Annotated in this window: 13 protein-coding genes and 3 pseudogenes; all 16 read right to left on the minus strand. The window is 70.2% G+C overall.

All coding sequences use genetic code 11. The annotated features are described in order from the left end of the window. Positions 1-329 (minus strand): annotated as a pseudogene (locus ABH940_RS35555) (2-oxoglutarate ferredoxin oxidoreductase subunit alpha); the annotation flags it as partial. Between the two features lie 192 nt (positions 330-521). After that, positions 522-1,226: a LuxR C-terminal-related transcriptional regulator gene (locus ABH940_RS35560; RefSeq protein ID WP_370107166.1), complete on the minus strand. Its 705-nt coding sequence runs from the start codon at positions 1,224-1,226 to the stop codon at positions 522-524. A gap of 24 nt (positions 1,227-1,250) precedes the next feature. After that, complete coding sequence (locus ABH940_RS35565; RefSeq protein ID WP_370072898.1) at positions 1,251-2,261, minus strand: polyprenyl synthetase family protein; 1,011 nt, start codon at positions 2,259-2,261, stop codon at positions 1,251-1,253. A gap of 160 nt (positions 2,262-2,421) precedes the next feature. Continuing rightward, positions 2,422-4,062 carry an NADH-quinone oxidoreductase subunit NuoN gene (gene nuoN, locus ABH940_RS35570; RefSeq protein WP_370072899.1) on the minus strand — a complete coding sequence of 547 codons (1,641 nt, stop codon included), beginning with the start codon at positions 4,060-4,062 and terminating at the stop codon, positions 2,422-2,424. Continuing rightward, positions 4,059-5,699: an NADH-quinone oxidoreductase subunit M gene (locus tag ABH940_RS35575; protein WP_370072900.1), complete on the minus strand. Its 1,641-nt coding sequence runs from the start codon at positions 5,697-5,699 to the stop codon at positions 4,059-4,061. The genes nuoN and ABH940_RS35575 overlap by 4 nt, the downstream gene beginning before the upstream one ends. Continuing rightward, the gene (gene nuoL / locus ABH940_RS35580) at positions 5,696-7,594 is read right to left on the minus strand and encodes an NADH-quinone oxidoreductase subunit L (RefSeq protein ID WP_370072901.1); all 1,899 of its coding nucleotides are present in this window, start codon (positions 7,592-7,594) and stop codon (positions 5,696-5,698) included. Before nuoL ends, ABH940_RS35575 begins: the two co-directional genes overlap by 4 nt. 19 nt (positions 7,595-7,613) lie before the next feature. Further along, complete coding sequence (nuoK, locus tag ABH940_RS35585; protein ID WP_370072902.1) at positions 7,614-7,913, minus strand: NADH-quinone oxidoreductase subunit NuoK; 300 nt, start codon at positions 7,911-7,913, stop codon at positions 7,614-7,616. Beyond that, positions 7,910-8,869, minus strand: coding sequence for an NADH-quinone oxidoreductase subunit J (locus ABH940_RS35590; protein ID WP_370072903.1), 960 nt, complete (start codon positions 8,867-8,869; stop codon positions 7,910-7,912). The genes nuoK and ABH940_RS35590 overlap by 4 nt, the downstream gene beginning before the upstream one ends. After that, positions 8,866-9,465, minus strand: a complete 600-nt coding sequence (nuoI, locus tag ABH940_RS35595; protein WP_370072917.1) for an NADH-quinone oxidoreductase subunit NuoI — start codon at positions 9,463-9,465, stop codon at positions 8,866-8,868. The genes ABH940_RS35590 and nuoI overlap by 4 nt, the downstream gene beginning before the upstream one ends. Before the next feature lies 1 nt (position 9,466). After that, a complete protein-coding gene (nuoH, locus tag ABH940_RS35600; protein ID WP_370072904.1) occupies positions 9,467-10,816 on the minus strand; it encodes an NADH-quinone oxidoreductase subunit NuoH in 1,350 nt (449 codons plus the stop codon). After that, positions 10,813-13,359 carry an NADH-quinone oxidoreductase subunit G gene (locus tag ABH940_RS35605; RefSeq protein ID WP_370072905.1) on the minus strand — a complete coding sequence of 849 codons (2,547 nt, stop codon included), beginning with the start codon at positions 13,357-13,359 and terminating at the stop codon, positions 10,813-10,815. The genes nuoH and ABH940_RS35605 overlap by 4 nt, the downstream gene beginning before the upstream one ends. Positions 13,360-13,496: 137 nt before the next feature. Beyond that, a pseudogene (gene nuoF, locus ABH940_RS35610) lies at positions 13,497-14,801 on the minus strand (NADH-quinone oxidoreductase subunit NuoF); the annotation flags it as partial. After that, on the minus strand, positions 14,798-15,670 hold the full coding sequence (gene nuoE, locus ABH940_RS35615) for an NADH-quinone oxidoreductase subunit NuoE (protein ID WP_370107164.1): 873 nt from the start codon (positions 15,668-15,670) through the stop codon (positions 14,798-14,800). The pseudogene nuoF and the gene nuoE, both read right to left, overlap by 4 nt. Then, entirely contained in the window at positions 15,667-17,064 is a 1,398-nt protein-coding gene (locus ABH940_RS35620; RefSeq protein WP_370072907.1) for an NADH-quinone oxidoreductase subunit D, read from the minus strand. Before ABH940_RS35620 ends, nuoE begins: the two co-directional genes overlap by 4 nt. After that, positions 17,064-17,861: pseudogene (locus ABH940_RS35625) on the minus strand (NADH-quinone oxidoreductase subunit C); the annotation flags it as partial. The pseudogene ABH940_RS35625 and the gene ABH940_RS35620, both read right to left, overlap by 1 nt. Further along, positions 17,795-18,349 carry an NADH-quinone oxidoreductase subunit B family protein gene (locus ABH940_RS35630; protein ID WP_370072908.1) on the minus strand — a complete coding sequence of 185 codons (555 nt, stop codon included), beginning with the start codon at positions 18,347-18,349 and terminating at the stop codon, positions 17,795-17,797. The pseudogene ABH940_RS35625 and the gene ABH940_RS35630, both read right to left, overlap by 67 nt. Positions 18,350-18,359 lie beyond the last annotated feature (10 nt).

Here is an 18,359-nt window from a genome sequence, read left to right on the forward strand (position 1 = left end):
GCCGGGTTCATCGCCACCAGCACGTCCGGCGCGTCACCCGGCGTCAGGATGTCGTGGTCCGCGAAGTGCAACTGGAAACTGGACACGCCCGGCAGCGTCCCGGCGGGCGCCCGGATCTCCGCCGGGAAGTTCGGCAGCGTCGACAGGTCGTTCCCGAATCCCGCCGTCTCCGACGTGAACCGGTCACCGGTCAACTGCATACCGTCGCCCGAGTCCCCAGCGAACCGGATCACGACCCGGTCGAGCCGCTTGACCCGTTTCCCGGCGTCCTGGGCTCCGTCGTGGGAATCGTCGAACGCAGAACCCGTCTCCTCGACCCTGCTGGTCACGACCTTGGGCCTCCCTCGTCACCGATAGTGGTGGTGGTGCTCCGCTGAAATCCTATGTCGCCACACCCGCCGGGCGGGGGATCACAGCCCTAGGATATCTGACACACCGTCAGGAACTTGTTCCCGTCGATCCGCACCCTGCCGGGCCCCGCTCGACTCGCGCACGAGCGGGCTGCGGCCTTCAGGGACGGCTCAGGAGTTCAGGTAGCGCAGCACCGCCAGCACCCGGCGGTGGTCCTCGGGGCTCTGGGTCAGGCCGAGCTTCAGGAAGATGTTGCTGACGTGCTTCTCCACCGCTCCGTCGGAGACCACCAGCTGCCGGGCCACGGCCGTGTTGCTGCGGCCCTCCGCCATCAGGCCGAGGACCTCGCGCTCGCGCGGGGTGAGTGCGTCCAGCGTGTCGCGGCGGCGACTGCGGCCGAGTAGCTGGGCCACCACCTCCGGGTCCAGCGCGGTGCCGCCCGCGGCGACCCGGCTGACGGCGTCGGTGAACTCCCGCACCTCGGCGACCCGGTCCTTGAGCAGGTAGCCGACCCCGCGGGTACTGCTCGCGAGCAGCTCGGAGGCGTATCGCTCCTCGACGTACTGGGAGAGCACCAGCGTGCCGACCTCCGGATGGCGGGCCCGCAGTTCGATGCAGGCCCGGACGCCCTCGTCGGTGTGGGTCGGCGGCATCCGGACGTCGGCCACCACCACGTCGGGCACGCCACCGTGCGATTCACCCCCGCGCGATTCACCCCCGCGCGATTCGCCGGCCGTGGAGGAGAGCCGGTCGACCAGCGCCAGCAGCGCCTCACCGTCGCCGACCGCGCCGACGACCTCCATACCCCGGTCGATCAGCAACCGGGTCAGCCCGTCGCGGAGCAGGACCGAGTCTTCAGCGATCACCACGCGCAGGGCGCCGGAGGTAGCAGGCATGGATCACATGGTACGGAGCGCCACCGCGTCGCACAGGCCTTCCAGGGCGGACTTGGCCGGGCAGGACGGGAGCGGGCGGAGCAGGTCCCTGGCCTCCTCGGCCCAGCGCAGCGTGTCCTCGCGGGCCTGGGCCAGCGCCGGGTGGGCGCGCATCAGCCGCAGCGCCTCGGCATGCGGCTCGTCGTCCTCGATCGGCCCGGCCGTCAGCTCGCGCAGCCGCAGGTCGCCGGGGACGGACGGGTCCGGCTCCGTGGCGCGCAGCAGCAGGACCGGCAGCGTGGGGACGCCCTCGCGCAGGTCGGTGCCGGGCGTCTTGCCGGACTCGCGGCTCTCGCTCGCCACGTCCAGGATGTCGTCGGCCAACTGGAACGCGGTGCCGATGCGCTCGCCGTACTGGGTCAGTATGTCGACGACCCGCTCGTCCGCTCCGGCCAGCAGCGCGCCCAGGTGACAGGAGACCGCGATCAGCGAGCTGGTCTTGCCGGAGAGCACGTCCAGATAGTGGCGGACCGGGTCGTCGTTCGGGCCGGGACCGGCGGTCTCCAGGATCTGGCCGGTGACCAGCCGCTCGAACGCCTGTGCCTGGAGCCGGACCGCCTTGGGCCCGAGGTCGGCCAGGATCTGCGAGGCGCGGGAGAAGAGGAAGTCGCCGGTGAGGATGGCGACCGAGTTGTCCCAGCGGGCGTTGGCGCTGACCGCGCCGCGGCGCATCGACGCCTCGTCCATCACGTCGTCGTGGTACAGCGTCGCCAGGTGGGTCAGCTCGACCACGACGGCGGCCGGAATGACGCCCGGCGCGTTGGCGTCGCCGAACTGTGCGGCGAGCAACGTCAGCAGCGGACGGAAGCGCTTGCCGCCGGCGTGCAGCAGATGCTGTGCGCCGACTGTGATGAACGGCACATCGCTCTTGGTGGCGTCGGCGAGCGCCTGTTCGACGGCCATCATGCCCTCGCGGACGTCGGCCTCCAGTGCCTGATCCTGCACGCTCAGCCCGAAGGGCCCCACGACGGTCACCGGGAACACTCCTGTCGCTGGTCGGGTGGCTGGCGGAGAGAAGCCATCAAAGGGCAGCGTATCCGGTCGGGAGTCGATCACCACGCGCGCCCGGCCTACGAGGAGTGCAGGCCGGGCGCGCGGGGGCCGACGGGTGCGTCACCGGACGAGTACGGGTGCGTCACCGTACGAACAGGGATGCCTGGTTCGCAAGATGCAGGAAGTACTCCGGCAGCACGCCGAGGACGACGGTGACCACCGCGCCCAGGGCGATCGCCGTCCCGGTCAGCGCGCTCGGCACGGCCACGGTCGGGCCGTCAGGACGCGGGTCCGAGAAGAACATCAGCACGATGACCCGGATGTAGAAGAACGCCGCCACCGCCGAGGAGAGCACACCGACGATCACCAGCGGCGTGGCGCCGCTGCCCGCCGCGGCCTGGAAGACCGCGAACTTCCCGGTGAAGCCGGACGTCAGCGGGATGCCCGCGAAGGCCAGCAGGAAGAGCGCGAAGACCGCCGCGAGCAACGGCGAGCGCCGACCGAGCCCGGCCCAGCGTGACAGGTGCGTCGCCTCGCCGTCCGCGTCCCGGACCAGGGTGACGACGGCGAACGCGCCGAGCGTGACGAAGGAGTAGGCGGCCAGGTAGAAGAGCACCGCCGACAGCCCCGCCCGGTCCGTCGCGATGACGCCGGTGAGGATGAACCCGGCGTGGGCGACGGAGGAGTACGCCAGCAGCCGCTTGACGTCGGTCTGGGTCACCGCGATGACCGCGCCGGCCACCATGGTGAGGATCGCCACGCCCCACATGACCGGCCGCCAGTCCCAGACCAGGCCGGGGAAGGCCACGTAGAGCAGCCGCAGCAGCGCGCCGAAGGCGGCCACCTTGGTCGCGGACGCCATGAAGCCGGTGACCGGTGTCGGCGCGCCCTGGTAGACGTCCGGGGTCCACATGTGGAACGGGACCGCGCCGACCTTGAAGAGCAGGCCGACGCCCAGCATGGCCAGACCGATCAGCAGCAGCGCGTCGTTGCCGGTGGTCACCGCCAGCGCCGGGGTGACCGGCGCCCGGCCCTCGACCACGGCGGCGATCCCGCTCAGCTGGACCGTCCCTGCGTAGCCGTAGAGCAGCGCCAGGCCGAAGAGGAAGAACGCCGACGAGTACGCGCCGAGCAGGAAGTACTTGACCGCCGCCTCCTGCGACAGCAGCCGGCGACGACGTGCCAGCGCGCAGAGCAGGTAGAGCGGGAGGGAGAAGACCTCCAGCGCCACGAACATGGTCAGCAGGTCCGAGGCGGCCGGGAAGAGCAGCATCCCGCCCACCGCGAACATGGTCAGCGGGTACACCTCGGTGGTGGCGAACCCGGAGTTCGCCGCCCGCTTCTCCGGGTCGCTGCCGGGGACGGCCGCCGCCTGCGGGGCGAAGGAGTCCACCAGTGCTCCGGTCGACGACCTCGGCTCCAGCCGTCGCTCCGCGAAGCCCAGCACGGCGACCACCGCGATCAGCGTGATCACGCCCTGCAGGAAGAGTGACGGACCGTCGACCGCGACCGCGCCCATGGCGGCCAGGTCCGCCTTGTTGGTGGCGTAGCCCTGCGCGGCCAGCGTCACGATCAGCCCGAAGGCGGTGGCCAGGCCGAGAAGGGCGATGCCGACCTGCGTCCGGTACCGGTGCCGACGCGGCACGAACGCCTCCGCCAGCACGCCGACCAGCGCCGCGCCGAAGACGGCGAGCATGGGCGACAGCTGCCAGTACTCGAGGTGCGGCGCAGGGATGGGCGGCACGGTGGTGACCGCCGCCAGGGTGGTGAGATGCGCGCTCACTGGCCGCCTCCCGTAGTGGTGTTGCCGGCCGTGTTGGTAGAACTGCCCGGGTTCGTGGTGGCGACGTTGACGTGCGGGGCCGGGTCGGTACGCCCGACCTGGGAGAGCGTGGTGTTGACCGACGGGTTGACGATGTCGGCGATGGGCTTCGGGTAGATGCCCAGCACCAGCAGCATCGCGATCAGCGGTGCCACGACTACAAGTTCACGGGCCTTCAGATCGGCCACCTTCTCGTTGCCGGGCTTGATCGGGCCGGTCATGGTGCGCTGGTAGAGCACCAGCACGTAGAGCGCGGCCAGGACGATGCCCGCCGTGGCGACGATGCCGAGCGCCGGGTACCGCTCGAAGGTGCCGACCAGGACCAGGAACTCGCTGACGAACGGGCCGAGTCCGGGCAGCGACAGGATCGCCAGCCCGCCGACCAGGAACGTCCCCGCCAGCACCGGCGCGACCTTCTGCACCCCGCCGTAGTCGGAGATGAGCCGACTGCCGCGCCGCGACATCAGGAAGCCCGCCACCAGCAGCCACGCCGCCGTGGAGACACCGTGGTTGACCATGTAGAGGGTGGCCCCGGACTGGCCCTGGCTGGTCAGCGCGAAGATGCCCAGGATGATGAAGCCGAAGTGCGAGATGGACGCGTAGGCGACCAGCCGCTTGATGTCCTTCTGACCCACCGCCAGCAGCGCGCCGTAGATGATGCTGATCACCGCCAGCACCAGGATCGTCGGTGCGAAGGTCTTGCTCGCCTGCGGGAAGAGCTGCAGGCAGAAGCGGAGCATCGCGTAGGTGCCGACCTTGTCGACCACCGCCGTGATCAGCACCGCCACGCCCGGCGTGGCCTCGCCCATGGCGTTGGGCAGCCAGGTGTGCAGCGGCCAGAGCGGCGCCTTGACGGCGAAGGCGAACATGAAGCCGAGGAAGAGCGCGTTCTCCGCGATCGGCGAGAAGTGCAGCGTGCCGTTCTGCAGCGCGTTGGTGATGGAGACCAGGTCGAAGGTGTGGGTGATGGTGTAGAGCCCGACCACCGCCGCCAGCATCACCAGGCCGCCGAGCAGGTTGTAGAGCAGGAACTTGACCGCCGCGTAGCTGCGCTGCCTGGCGTCCTCCCCCGCCGTCCGGTCGCCGAAGCCGCCGATCAGGAAGTACATCGGGATCAGCATGGCTTCGAAGAAGACGTAGAAGAGGAAGACGTCGGTGGCCTCGAACGAGAGCACCACCATCGCCTCGACCGCCAGGATCAGGGCGAAGAAGCCCTGGGTGCGGCGGTTGCGCTCGAAGGTGCCGGAGTCGTCAGTGATCGGGTCGGCGTCGTGCCACGACGCCAGCATCACGAACGGCACCAGCACCGCCGTCAGTAGGATCAGCACCACCGCGATGCCGTCGACGCCGACGCTGTAGCCGATGCCGAACTGCGAGATCCAGCTGTGGTATTCGGTCATCTGGAAGCGCGCCCCGCCCGGCACGAACCGGGCGGTGACGATCGACGCGATCGCCAGCGTGGCGACGGAGAAGACCAGCGGCACGACCTTGTTGCGGTCCCGGCTGCGGGCGTTGGTGGCCGCAGGCAGAGCCGCGGTGACGATCGCGCCGACGGCGGGCAGGGCCGCGGTGACGGTCAGCCAAGGAAATGAGCTCATGCGACAGCCCTCATCAAAAGCGTCGTTGCCGCCAGCACCAGCGCGCCGCCGAACATGGACAGGGCGTAGGAGCGGACATAACCGTTCTGGAGCTTGCGCACGCGCCCGGAGGTGCCGCCGACCAGTGCGGCGATGCCGTTGACCAGCCCGTCCAGGCCCTTGCCCTCCAGGTAGACCAGGAAGCGGGTCAGGTGCGAGCCGCCGCTGACCAGGACCACGTGGTTGAAGTCGTCCTGCAGCAGGTCACGCCGGGCCGCCCGGGTGAGCGCCGAGCCCAGTGGCGGAACGGCCGGGACCGGCTTGCGCCCGTACATCAGCCAGGCGACGGTGACGCCGAGGACCAGCACCACCATCGTCCCGATCGTCACCTCGGTGGTGCTCAGCGGCGAGTGGCCCTCCTGGAGGCCCGTGACCGGGCTGAGCCAGTGGACGAAGGAGCTGTTCAGGTTGAACAGGAAGCCGGCCGCGACCGAGCCGAAGGCCAGGATCGCCATCGGGACGCCCATCACCAAGGGCGACTCGTGCGGGTGCGGCTCGTGGCCCTCGGCGTCCGGATGCCAGCGCTTCTCGCCGAAGAAGGTCATCAGCATCACGCGGGTCATGTAGAACGCGGTCACGGCCGCGCCGATCATCGCGCAGGTGCCGAGGATCCAGCCCTCGGTGCCACCGTGGCCGAACGCGGCCTCGATGATCTTGTCCTTGGTGAAGAAGCCGGACAGACCCGGGAAGCCGATGATGGCCAGGTAGCCGAGGCCGAAGGTGACGAAGGTCAGCGGCATGTACTTCCGCAGGCCGCCGTACTTCCGCATGTCGACCTCGTCGTTCATGCCGTGCATGACCGAACCGGCGCCGAGGAAGAGCCCGGCCTTGAAGAACCCGTGGGTGACCAGGTGCATGATCGCGAAGACGTAGCCGATCGGCCCGAGCCCGGCGGCCAGCACCATGTAGCCGATCTGCGACATGGTGGAACCGGCGAGCGCCTTCTTGATGTCGTCCTTGGCACAACCGACGATCGCACCGAAGAGCAGCGTGACCGTGCCGACCACGACGGTCGCCAACTGGGCCGTGGGCGCCAGGTTGAAGATGGCCGAGGAGCGGACGATCAGGTAGACGCCGGCGGTCACCATGGTGGCCGCGTGGATCAGGGCCGAGACCGGGGTCGGGCCCTCCATCGCGTCGCCGAGCCAGGACTGCAGCGGCACCTGGGCGGACTTGCCACAGGCGGCCAGCAGCAGCATCAGGCCGATGCCGGTCAGCGTCCCCTGCGTCGCCTGCGAGGCGTGCGCGAAGACGGGGGTGAAGGCGAAGGTGCCGAAGGTGGTGAACATCAGCATGACCGCGATGGACAGGCCGACGTCGCCGACGCGGTTGACCAGGAACGCCTTCTTGGCGGCGGTCGCCGCGCTGGGCTTGTGCTGCCAGAAGCCGATCAGCAGGTAGGACGCCAGCCCGACGCCCTCCCAACCGACGTAGAGCAGCAGGTAGTTGTCGGCCAGCACCAGGAGCAGCATGGCCGCGAGGAAGAGGTTGAGATAGCCGAAGAACCGGCGGCGCTTCTCGTCGTGCGCCATGTACCCGATCGAGTACAGGTGGATCAGCGAGCCGACGCCCGTGATCAGCAGCACGAAGGTCATCGACAGCTGGTCCAGCTGGAACCCGACCTCGGCCTGGAAGCCGTTGACCGGGATCCAGGTGAACAGATGGTCGGTTTCCGGGCGTTGGGCCGTCGAGCGGCCCAGCATGTCGAAGAAGAGCGCCAGCCCGACGCCGAAGGAGGCGAAGGCGGCGACGGTGCCGAGCAGGTGCCCGAATCCGTCGAAGCGGCGTCCGCCCAGGAGCAGCAGGGCAGCTCCCGCCAGCGGAACCGCGACCAGTAGGGGGATGAGATTGTCCACGGTCAGTCAGCCTCCGCCGCTACAGCTTCATGAGGTTGGTGTCGTCGACCGAGGCCGAGTGACGGGTGCGGAAGACGCTCACGATGATGGCGAGACCGACGACCACCTCGGCCGCCGCGACCACCATGGTGAAGAAGGCGATGATCTGCCCGTCCAGGTTGCCGTGCAGCCGGGAGAAGGTGACCAGGGCCAGATTGCAGGCGTTGAGCATCAGCTCCACGCACATGAACAGCACGATCGCGTTGCGCCGCACCAGCACACCGACAGCGCCGATGGTGAAGAGCAGGGCCGCGAGGTACAGGTAGTTGACGGGGCTCACTGCTGCTCCTCCTCCCTCTCAGCCAACTCGTTCTCCTCGTTCTCGCGCAGCTCTTCCTGGCGCAGCTCGTCCTGGTGCAGGTCGTCCTGGTGCAGGTCCCGCTCGTCCTGAGCCCGCTCCAGCTCGTCCTGGGCCCGTTCCAGCTGGGCCAGTTCGGTGCCGGCGCGCTGCTTGGGCGTCTTCCGGCCGAGCCAGTCGGCGGTGCCGGTCTCCAGGTCGCCCATCCGGCGCAGCAGGTCGGTGCCCACGCGGCGCATCTGGCCGCGCTGACGCAGCGTCGGGTTGACGCTGATCTCGGCCGGGCTGCCGTCCGGCAGCAGGCCGGGAACGTCGACCGCGTTGTGCCGGGCGTAGACGCCGGGCGCGGGCAGCGGCGTGACCTGCTGGCCCAACCGGACCCGCTGCTCGGCCAGTTCGCGCTGGCTCTGGCGGACCTCGGTGGCCTCGCGGTGCGTCAGCACCATCGCGCCGACCGCCGCCGTGATCAGCAGCGCGCCGGTGACCTCGAAGGCCCAGACGTACTGGGTGAAGATCAGCCGGGCCAGGCCCTGGACGTTGCCGCCCGACGCCTGGTCGGCCGCGCCGACGCCGGTGAAGTTCCGCAGCTTGGCGTTGGCGATCCCGGCGCAGAGCAGCACGCCGAAGCCGATCCCGCCGACCACCGCCGCCACCCGCTGACCCTTGAGCGTCTCCTTGACCGAGTCGGCCGAGGTGACGCCGACCAGCATCACGACGAAGAGGAAGAGCATCATGATCGCGCCGGTGTAGACGACGATCTGGACGATGCCGAGGAAGACCGCGCCCTGGGCCATGTAGCAGATCGCCAGCGCGATCATCGTCGCGGCCAGGCAGAGCGCGGAGTGCACCGCCTTGCGCATGAGCACCATGCCAAGCGCGCCGCCGACGGCGATCACCGCCAACACCCAGAACTGCACGGCCTCTCCGGTTGAGGTCATGCCGTCACCTCTTCCGCTTCATCCGCTTCTTCCGCGTCCGGAGTTGCCTCGGGCTTCTCGCCCTTGCTGACGGCGACCTGACGCTCCGTGCCCGGGGCGGCCTCGGTGACGTGACCCTGGTAGTAGTCGCGCTCGTCCATGCCCGGGAAGATGGAGTGGGGCGAGTCGACCATGCCCTCGGTCAGTCCGGCGAGCAGCTCCTCCTTGGTGTAGATGAGCGACTCGCGGGAAGTGTTGGCCAGTTCGTACTCGTTGGTCATGGTGAGCGCCCGGGTCGGGCAGGCCTCGATGCAGAGTCCGCAGAGGATGCAGCGGGCGTAGTTGATCTGGTAGACCCGCCCGTACCGCTCGCCCGGCGAGTAACGCTCCTCGTCGGTGTTGTCCGCGCCCTCGACGTAGATGGCGTCCGCCGGGCACGCCCAGGCGCAGAGCTCGCAGCCGACGCACTTCTCCAGCCCGTCCGGATGCCGGTTGAGCTGGTGCCGGCCGTGGAACCGCGGCGCGGTGGGCTTCTTGTACTCCGGGTACTGCTCGGTCAGGCGCTTCTTGAACATGGCCTTGAAGGTCACGCCGAAGCCTGCGGCGGGTCCCAACATGTCAGGCACCGTCGTCTCCCTTCAGTGCGGGAACAGTGGTGGACTCCGCACCGACAGGGACGGCCCGCGAGGGTCGCCTGGGCACGGCCGGAAGCTGCTGACCCGGCATCGGCGGGACCGGGAAGCCGCCCGCCATCGGGTCGAACGCCTCAGCTTCAGCGGGCGGCGCTGCCGCGCCCTTCTTCGGCCGCAACATGTCGACCACCAGCGAGACCAGCAGCAGCGCGATCACCCCGCCGCCGACATAGAGCACGATGTGGGAGAAGTTGTAGCCCTGGTCCCGCAGCGCCCGCACGGTGGCGACCATGACCAGCCACACCAGCGAGACCGGGATCAGCACCTTCCAGCCCAGCTTCATGAACTGGTCGTAGCGCAGCCGGGGCAGTGTGCCGCGCAGCCAGATGAAGACGAAGAGCAGCAGCTGGATCTTGACGATCAGCCAGAGCATTGGCCACCAGCCGTGGTTGGCCCCCGCCCAGAAGGCGGTGATCGGCCACGGCGCCCGCCAGCCGCCCAGGAACATCACGCTGGCCACGGCCGAGACCGTCACCATGTTGATGTACTCGGCCAGCATGAACATCGCGAACTTCAGCGAGGAGTACTCGGTGTTGAAGCCGCCGACCAGCTCGCCCTCGGCCTCCGGGAGGTCGAACGGCGCGCGGTTGGTCTCACCGACCATCGACACCAGGTAGACCAGGAAGCTCACCGGCAGCAGACAGGCGAACCAGGTCTTCGACTGCGCGTCCACGATCGCCGAGGTCGACATCGACCCGGAGTAGAGGAAGACGGCGGCGAAACTGAGACCCATCGCGATCTCGTACGACACCATCTGCGCCGCCGAGCGGAGCCCGCCGAGCAGCGGGTAGGTCGAGCCGGAGGCCCAACCGGCCAGCACGATGCCGTAGATCCCGATCGACGCGGTGGCCAGGATGAACAGGATGCCGACGGGGAAGTCGGTCAGCTGCATCGTGGTCCGGGTGCCGAAGATGGAGATCTCGTGGTCGGCCGGGCCGAACGGGATCACCGCGAAGGCCATGAAGGCCGGCATCGCGGAGAGGACCGGGGCCAGGATGAAGACCGCCTTGTCGGCGGCGCTGACGACCAGGTCCTCCTTGAGCGCCAGCTTCACGCCGTCGGCGAGGCTCTGCAGCATGCCCCAGGGGCCGTGCCGGTTGGGGCCGATGCGCAGCTGCATCCAGGCGACGACCTTGCGCTCCCAGACGATGGCGATCAGCACCGTCAGCACCAGGAACGCGAAGCAGAACACCGCCTTCAGCAGCACCAGCCACCAGGGGTCGAGGCCGAAGAAGGAGAGGTCCTCGGCCGCGAGTTGCACCGAGTGAGGCATCATCGCTGCTCCTCCATGCCTTCCATGCCTTCAGAAGAGTTGTTCGTGCCCAGCGCCACGATCCGTCCCGGGACCGCGCCGAGCGCCCGCGCCGCAGAAGTACCTGCGGAGTTCAGCGGGAGCCAGACCACCCGGTCCGGCAGTTCCGCAGTGATCGCCAGCGGGAGCGTCACGCTGCCCGCCGGGCCGGTGACGGTGAGCGGCGCGCCGTCGGCGACGCCGACCTCGGCCGCGGTGGCGGGCGAGAGCCGGGCCACCGCCGGATGCCGGGTACCGGCCAGGGCGGTGTCGCCCTGCTGCAGCACGCCGTTGTCGAGCAGTTGCCGCCAGCCCGCCAGCACCGCCTCGCCCGCGCTGGGACGCGGCAGCGGTCGGGCCAGCTCGACCGGGGCGTCGGCGCGCTCGCCGCGCCAGGGCCCGAGGGCGTCCAGCTCGCGCCGGGCGGCCGTCAGGTCCGGAAGCCCGAGGTGCTTGTCCATCGCGTCCGCCAGCATGTGCAGCACCCGGAGGTCGTCCTCAAGGTGACGCTGCGTCATCTGGTCGGGCTTGAGCGCCGCTTCGAAGAACCGGGCGCGGCCCTCCCAGTCCAGGAAGGTCCCGGCCTTCTCGGCGACCGCCGCCACCGGCAGCACCACGTCGGCGCGTTCGGTGACCGCGCCGGGCCGAAGCTCCAGGCTGACCACGAAGCCGACCCGTTCCAGCGCCAGCTCGGCGGCGGCCGGGTCCGGCAGGTCGTCGGTCTCGACGCCGCCGACCACCAGCGCGTCCAGCTCGCCCCCGGCCGCTGCGGCCAGGATGGCGGTGGTGTCGCGCCCGTGGCGGTGCGGCAGTTCGGCCAGGCCCCAGGCAGCGGCGACCTCGCGGCGCGCCTCCGGGTCGGTGGCCGGACGGCCGCCCGGCAGCAGGCCGGGCAGGGCCCCCGCCTCGACCGCGCCGCGCTCGCCCGCCCGGCGCGGGATCCAGGCCAACTGCGCCCCGGCCAGCCGGGCCAGCCGCAGCGCGGCGCTGTAGCCGCCCGCGGTCCCCGCCAGCCGTTCGCCGACCAGCACCACCGCGCCCGGCTCGCGCAGCCTGCGCGCCGCCTCGCCCGCGTCGCCGTCCAGCGGCTCGCCCTCGGCCAGCGCCTCCAGCCACTCGGCCTCGGTGCCCGGCGCGGCCGGGAGCAGCGTCCCGTCCAGCTTGGTCAGCCCGCGCGAGGCGTGGGTGGCGATCGCGTACACCTTGCAACCGGACGAGCCGGCGCCTCGTGCCCGCGCCGCCTTGCGCAGCCGCAGGAAGACGATCGGCGACTCCTCCTCGGGCTCGAAGCCCACCAGCAGGACCGTTTTCGCGTTCTCCAGCGTCGCGTAGTCCACGGCCGCCGTACCGCCGACCGACCTGCCCCCTACAGACCTGCCGTCCAGGTCCACGCCGTGACCGGCGACGGCGGCGGCCAGGAACTCGGCCTCCTCCGCGCTGTGCACGCGGGCCCGGAAGTCGACGTCGTTGGTGCCGAGGGCGACCCGGGCGAACTTGGCGTACGCGTACGCGTCCTCGACCGTCGACCGGCCGCCGACCAGCACGCCGGTGCGCTTGCGCCCCGAGGTCAGCCCCCGCGCTGCGGCGGCCAGCGCCTCCGGCCAGGACGCGGGCTCAAGCTCCCCGGTCTCGGCGTTGCGCAGCAGCGGGGTCCGGATCCGGTCCGGCAGCTGCGCGTAGCGGAACGCGAAGCGGCCCTTGTCGCAGCTCCACTCCTCGTTCACCGCCGGGTCGTCCCCGGCCTGACGCCGCATCACCTTGCCGCGCCGGTGGTCGGTCCGCGTCGCGCAACCGCTCGCGCAGTGCTCGCAGACGCTCGGCGAGGAGCTGAGGTCGAACGGCCGCGACCGGAACCGGTACGCCGCCGAGGTCAGCGCGCCGACCGGGCAGATCTGGATGGTGTTGCCGGAGAAGTACGAGCGGAAGTCGTCCCCCGCCCCGATGCCGACCTGCTGGAGCGCCCCCCGCTCCACCAGGTCGATGAACGGGTCACCGGCGATCTGCTCGCTGAACCGGGTGCAGCGGGCGCAGAGCACGCAGCGCTCGCGGTCCAGCAGCACCTGGGTGCTGATCGGCATCGGCTTCTCGTAGGTCCGCTTCAGGCCGTCGAAGCGGCTGTCGCTCTGGCCGTGCGAGAGCGCCTGGTTCTGCAGCGGGCACTCGCCGCCCTTGTCGCAGACCGGGCAGTCCAGCGGGTGGTTGATCAGCAGCAGCTCCATCACGCCGCGCTGCGCCTTCTCCGCGACGGGAGAGGTGAGCTGGGACTTCACCACCATCTTGTCGGTGCACTCGATGGTGCAGGAGGCCACCGGCTTGCGCTGGCCCTCCACCTCGACGATGCACTGACGGCAGGCTCCGGCCGGGGCCAGCAGCGGGTGGTCGCAGAAGCGCGGGATCTCGACGCCGATCATCTCGGCGGCGCGGATGACCAGCGTGCCCTTGGGCACCTTCACCTCGACGCCGTCGATGGTGACGGTCAGGAGTTCCGTCTCCCCGGCCTTGCCTGTTTCGGGGACCGTTGCGGTCACGCCAGCACTCCGTTCTCGCTCGGGTCGAAGTCACCGTGCGCTTCTGGGCCGTCGGTACCTCGATCACCCGGTGGATCGTCAGGACTGTGCTTGCTGGAGGGCTTGCTGGAGCCCGGTGCCCGCCGTCCCCGCGTCCCCGCCCAGACCGTCGACGCCGCCGGGTCGAACGGGCAGCGGCGCTCGCGCAGGTGCTGCTCGTACTCGTCCCGGAAGTACTGCAGCGAGGAGAAGATCGGGCTGGCCGCGCCGTCGCCGAGCGCGCAGAAGGACTTGCCGTTGATGTTGTCGGCGATGTCCTGCAGCTTCTCCAGGTCGCCCGGCTCGCCCTCGCCCGCCTCGATCCGGCGCAGCAACTGGACCAGCCAGTAGGTGCCTTCGCGGCAGGGCGTGCACTTGCCGCAGGACTCGTGGGCGTAGAACTCGGTCCACCGGGTCACCGCGCGCACCACGCAGGTCGTCTCGTCGAAGACCTGCAGCGCCTTGGTGCCCAGCATCGAGCCCGCCGCGGCGACACCCTCGTAGTCGAGCGGCACGTCCAGGTGCTCGTCGGTGAACATCGGCGTCGACGAGCCGCCCGGCGTCCAGAACTTGAGCCGGTGGCCCTCGCGGACGCCGCCGCTGACCTCCAGCAGCTGCCGCAGTGTGACGCCGAGCGGCGCCTCGTACTGGCCGGGGTTGGTGACGTGCCCGGAGAGCGAGTAGAGCGTGAAGCCGGGCGACTTCTCGCTGCCCATCGAGCGGAACCAGTCCTTGCCCCGGTGCAGGATCGCCGGGACCGACGCGATCGACTCGACGTTGTTGACCACGGTCGGGCAGGCGTAGAGACCGGCGACGGCCGGGAACGGCGGCCGCAGCCGCGGCTGGCCACGACGGCCTTCGAGCGAGTCGAGCAGCGCCGTCTCCTCGCCGCAGATGTACGCGCCCGCGCCCGCGTGGACGGTGATGTCCAGGTCGAAGCCGCTGCCCAGCAGGTTCTGCCCGAGGTAGCCCGCCTCGTACGCCTCGGCCACGGCCGCGTGCAGGCGTCGCAGCACCGGCACGGTCTCGCCGCGCAGGTAGATGAAGGCGTGGCTGCAGCGGATCGCCCAACTGGCGATGATCATGCCCTCGATCAGCACGTGCGGGTTGGCGAAGAGCAGCGGGATGTCCTTGCAGGTGCCCGGCTCGGACTCGTCCGCGTTGACGACGAGGTAGTGCGGCTTGCCGTCGCCCTGCGGGATGAACTGCCACTTCATGCCGGTCGGGAAGCCCGCGCCGCCACGACCGCGCAGGCCCGCGTCCTTGACCAGGGCGATGACTGCGTCAGGGTCCATCCGCAGCGCCTCGTGCAGGCCCTTGTAGCCGTCGTGCTCGCGGTAGGTGGCCAGGGTCCACGGCTTCTCGTCGTCCCAGGTCGCCGAGAGGACCGGCGAGAGCAGCTTCTCCGGGTGCGTCGCGGTCATGCCTCGTCCCCTTCCGTACCCGTGTCCGTGTCTGTGCCCGGCTCGTCGGTGTCGGCGGCGGCAGTGCCGTCGGCGGAGTCGGGCTCGCGGACGTCCTCCTGACGCGGCGCCACGATGTGGGTGCCGCCGGTGCCCGGGAGGGTCTCGCCGCGTGAGAGGCGCAGACCGGCCAGGCTGGGTGCGCCGCCCGCGCCGGACTCGTCCACCGCGCCGGGCCGCTCGTCGGGGAAGCCGGCCAGCATCCGCGCGGTCTCCCGGAAGCTGCACAGCCGGGCCCCGCGCGTCGGCTGCACCTCGGCGTTCGAACCCTCCGGCCCGGCGGCGCGCAGCTCGTCGACCAACTCCCGTGCGCTCGACGGGGTCTGGTTGTCGAAGAACTCCCAGTTGACCATCACCACCGGCGCGTAGTCGCAGGCCGCGTTGCACTCGATGTGCTCCAGCGAGATCTGCCCGTCCGCGGTGGTCTCGTTGTTGCCGATGCCCAGGTGCTCCTGCAGCTCGGCGAAGATCTGGTCGCCGCCCAGCACCGCGCAGAGCGTGTTGGTGCAGACCCCGACGTGGTACTGACCCGCGGGACGCCGCCGGTACATGGTGTAGAAGGTAGCGACGGCGGTGACCTCGGCCGTGGTCAGGTCCAACTGCTCGGCGCAGTACCGGATCCCGGTCCGCGAGACGAAGCCCTCCTCCGCCTGCACCAGGTGCAGCAGCGGCAGCAGCGCGGAGCGCGACTGCGGGTAGCGGGCGATGATCTCCGCCGCGTCCGGGTCCAGGCGCTCGCGCACCTCCGCCGGGTACGGCGCTGCCGGAAGCTCCGGCAGACCCAACTCCGTTGGGCGCTGCTGTGCCTCTACATGCTCTGTCGCACTCACCGGTCCACGCCTCCCATCACCGGGTCGATGCCGGCCACGGCGACGATCACGTCCGCGACCTGCCCGCCCTCACACATCGCGGCCATCGTCTGCAGGTTGGTGAAGCTCGGGTCGCGGAAGTGCACCCGGTACGGACGCGTGCCGCCGTCGGAGACGACGTGCACCCCGAGCTCGCCCTTGGGCGACTCGACCGCCACGTAGGCCTGTCCCGCCGGGACGTGGAACCCCTCGGTCACCAGCTTGAAGTGGTGGATCAGTGCCTCCATGGACTCGCCCATGATGGTGCGGATGTGGTCGAGCGAGTTGCCCATCCCGTCCGGCCCGAGCGCCAACTGCGCCGGCCAGGCGATCTTCTTGTCCGCCACCATGACCGGCCCGCCCACGCCGCCCCTGCCGCTGCCCCCGTGACCCTTGAGCAGGTCCAGGCACTGCTCGACGATCCGCAGCGACTGCTCCATCTCGCGCAGCCGGATCAGGAACCGGCCGTAGGAGTCGAAGGTGTCGGCGGTCTCCACCTCGAAGTCGTACTGCTCGTAGCCGCAGTACGGGTCCGTCTTGCGCAGGTCGTGCGGCAGGCCGGTGGCCCGCAGGATCGGCCCGGTGGCGCCGAGCGCCATGCAGCCGGCCAGGTCCAGGTAGCCGACGTCGACCAACCGGGCCTTGAAGACCGGGTTGTTGGTGGCCAGCTTGTCGTACTCGGGCATCCGCGAGCGGAGCAGCTTGACGCCCTCGCGGATCTGGTCGAGCGCACCGGGCGGCAGGTCCTGCGCCAGCCCGCCGGGGCGGACGTAGGCGTGGTTCATCCGCAGGCCGGTGACCAGCTCGAAGATGTCGAGGATGATCTCGCGGTCACGGAAGCCGTAGATCATCAGCGTGGTGGAGCCGATCTCCATCCCACCGGTGGCCAGACAGACCAGGTGCGAGGCGATCCGGTTGAGCTCCATCATCAACACCCGGATGATGCTGGCTCGTTCGGGGATGTCGTCGGTGATCCCGAGCAGCTTCTCGACGGCCAGGCAGTAGGCGGTCTCGTTGAACAGCGGGGTCAGGTAGTCCATCCGGGTCACGAAGGTCGTGCCCTGGGTCCAGTTCCTGAACTCCATGTTCTTCTCGATACCGGTGTGCAGGTAGCCGATGCCGCAGCGGGCCTCGCGCACCGTCTCGCCGTCGATCTCCAGGATCAGGCGCAACACGCCGTGGGTGGACGGGTGTTGCGGACCCATGTTGACGATGATCCGCTCGTCGTCCGCTTTCGCGGCCGCGCTGACGATCTCGTCCCAGTCTCCGCCGGTGACGGTGTAGACGCGGCCCTCGGTGGTCTCGCGCCCGGGAGCTTCCGCCTGCTGAGGGGCATGCGGTTGCCGGGGTGCGTGCGGGGCAGACTGAGTGCTCATCAGGAGTACGACCTCCGCTGGTCGGGAGCCGGGATCTGCGCGCCCTTGTACTCGACGGGGATGCCGCCGAGCGGGTAGTCCTTGCGCTGCGGGTGGCCCAGCCAGTCGTCCGGCATCATGATCCGCATCAGTGCCGGGTGGTCGTCGAAGACGATGCCGAAGAAGTCGTACGTCTCGCGCTCGTGCCAGTCGTTGGTCGGGTAGACCGCGACGGTCGACGGGATGTGCGGGTCCGCGTCCGGCGCGGACACCTCGACCCGGATCAGCCGCCCGTGGGTGATCGACCGCAGGTGGTAGACCGCGTGCAGTTCGCGTCCCGCGTCGCCCGGGTAGTGCACGCCGCTGACTCCGGTGCACAGTTCGAACCGCAGCGCCGGGTCGTCGCGCAGCGTCCGCATCGCCTGGACCAGGTGCTCGCGGTGGACGTGGAAGGTGATCTCGTCCCGGTCCACCACGGTCTTCTCGATCGCGGCCGCCGGGCTGATCCCCTGCTCCTCCAGCGCGCCCTCGAACTCGTCGGCCACCTCGTCGAACCAGGCGCCGCCGTAGGGCCGGGTGCTGGCCGACGGCAGCACGATCGGCCGGACCAGGCCGCCGTAGCCGGAGGTGTCACCGCTCCCGGCGCCGCCGAACATGCCGTGCCGGACGCCGATGACCTCCAGCTCGGTCTGACCCTCGCGCGGGACGGGCACGTCGCCCTGCTCCTCGCTCGGCTGTCCGCTCTGCTCGCTCACTGCAGCAGCCCCTTCATCTCGATGGTCGGGACCGCCTGCAGCGCCTGCTCCTCCGCCTCCTGCTGGGCACGGCGCTTGTTGACGCCGAGCTTCTCGTGGCGGATCTGGTCGTGGAGCTTGAGGATGGCGTCCATCAGCATCTCCGGCCGCGGCGGGCAGCCGGGCAGGTAGATGTCGACCGGGATGATGTGGTCGACGCCCTGGACGATCGCGTAGTTGTTGAACATCCCGCCGGACGAGGCGCAGACGCCCATGGAGATGACCCACTTCGGGTTGGCCATCTGGTCGTAGACCTGCCGCACCACCGGCGCCATCTTCTGGCTCACCCGACCGGCCACGATCATCAGGTCGGCCTGCCGCGGCGAGCCACGGAAGACCTCCATCCCGAACCGGGCCAGGTCGTACCGGCCCGCGCCGGTGGTCATCATCTCGATGGCGCAGCAGGCGAGCCCGAAGGTCGCCGGGAAGAGGGAGCTCTTGCGCACCCACCCCGCGGCCTGCTCGACCGTGGTGAGCAGGAAGCCGCTGGGCAGCTTCTCCTCGATACCCATTCGTCAGTCC

Origin of the sequence: Streptacidiphilus sp. BW17 (assembly GCF_041262485.1) — a bacterium.
Lineage (GTDB): Bacteria > Actinomycetota > Actinomycetes > Streptomycetales > Streptomycetaceae > Streptacidiphilus.

Bases quoted from the DNA above. Each gene is read 5' to 3' on its own strand.
- ABH940_RS35620 (WP_370072907.1), bottom strand. From the start codon at position 17,064: ATGAGCACTCAGTCTGCCCCGCACGCACCCCGGCAACCGCATGCCCCT.
- nuoH (WP_370072904.1), bottom strand. From the start codon at position 10,816: ATGATGCCTCACTCGGTGCAACTCGCGGCCGAGGACCTCTCCTTCTTC.
- ABH940_RS35575 (WP_370072900.1), bottom strand. From the start codon at position 5,699: ATGAGCTCATTTCCTTGGCTGACCGTCACCGCGGCCCTGCCCGCCGTC.
- ABH940_RS35630 (WP_370072908.1), bottom strand. From the start codon at position 18,349: ATGGGTATCGAGGAGAAGCTGCCCAGCGGCTTCCTGCTCACCACGGTC.
- nuoI (WP_370072917.1), bottom strand. From the start codon at position 9,465: ATGTTGGGACCCGCCGCAGGCTTCGGCGTGACCTTCAAGGCCATGTTC.
- ABH940_RS35590 (WP_370072903.1), bottom strand. From the start codon at position 8,869: ATGACCTCAACCGGAGAGGCCGTGCAGTTCTGGGTGTTGGCGGTGATC.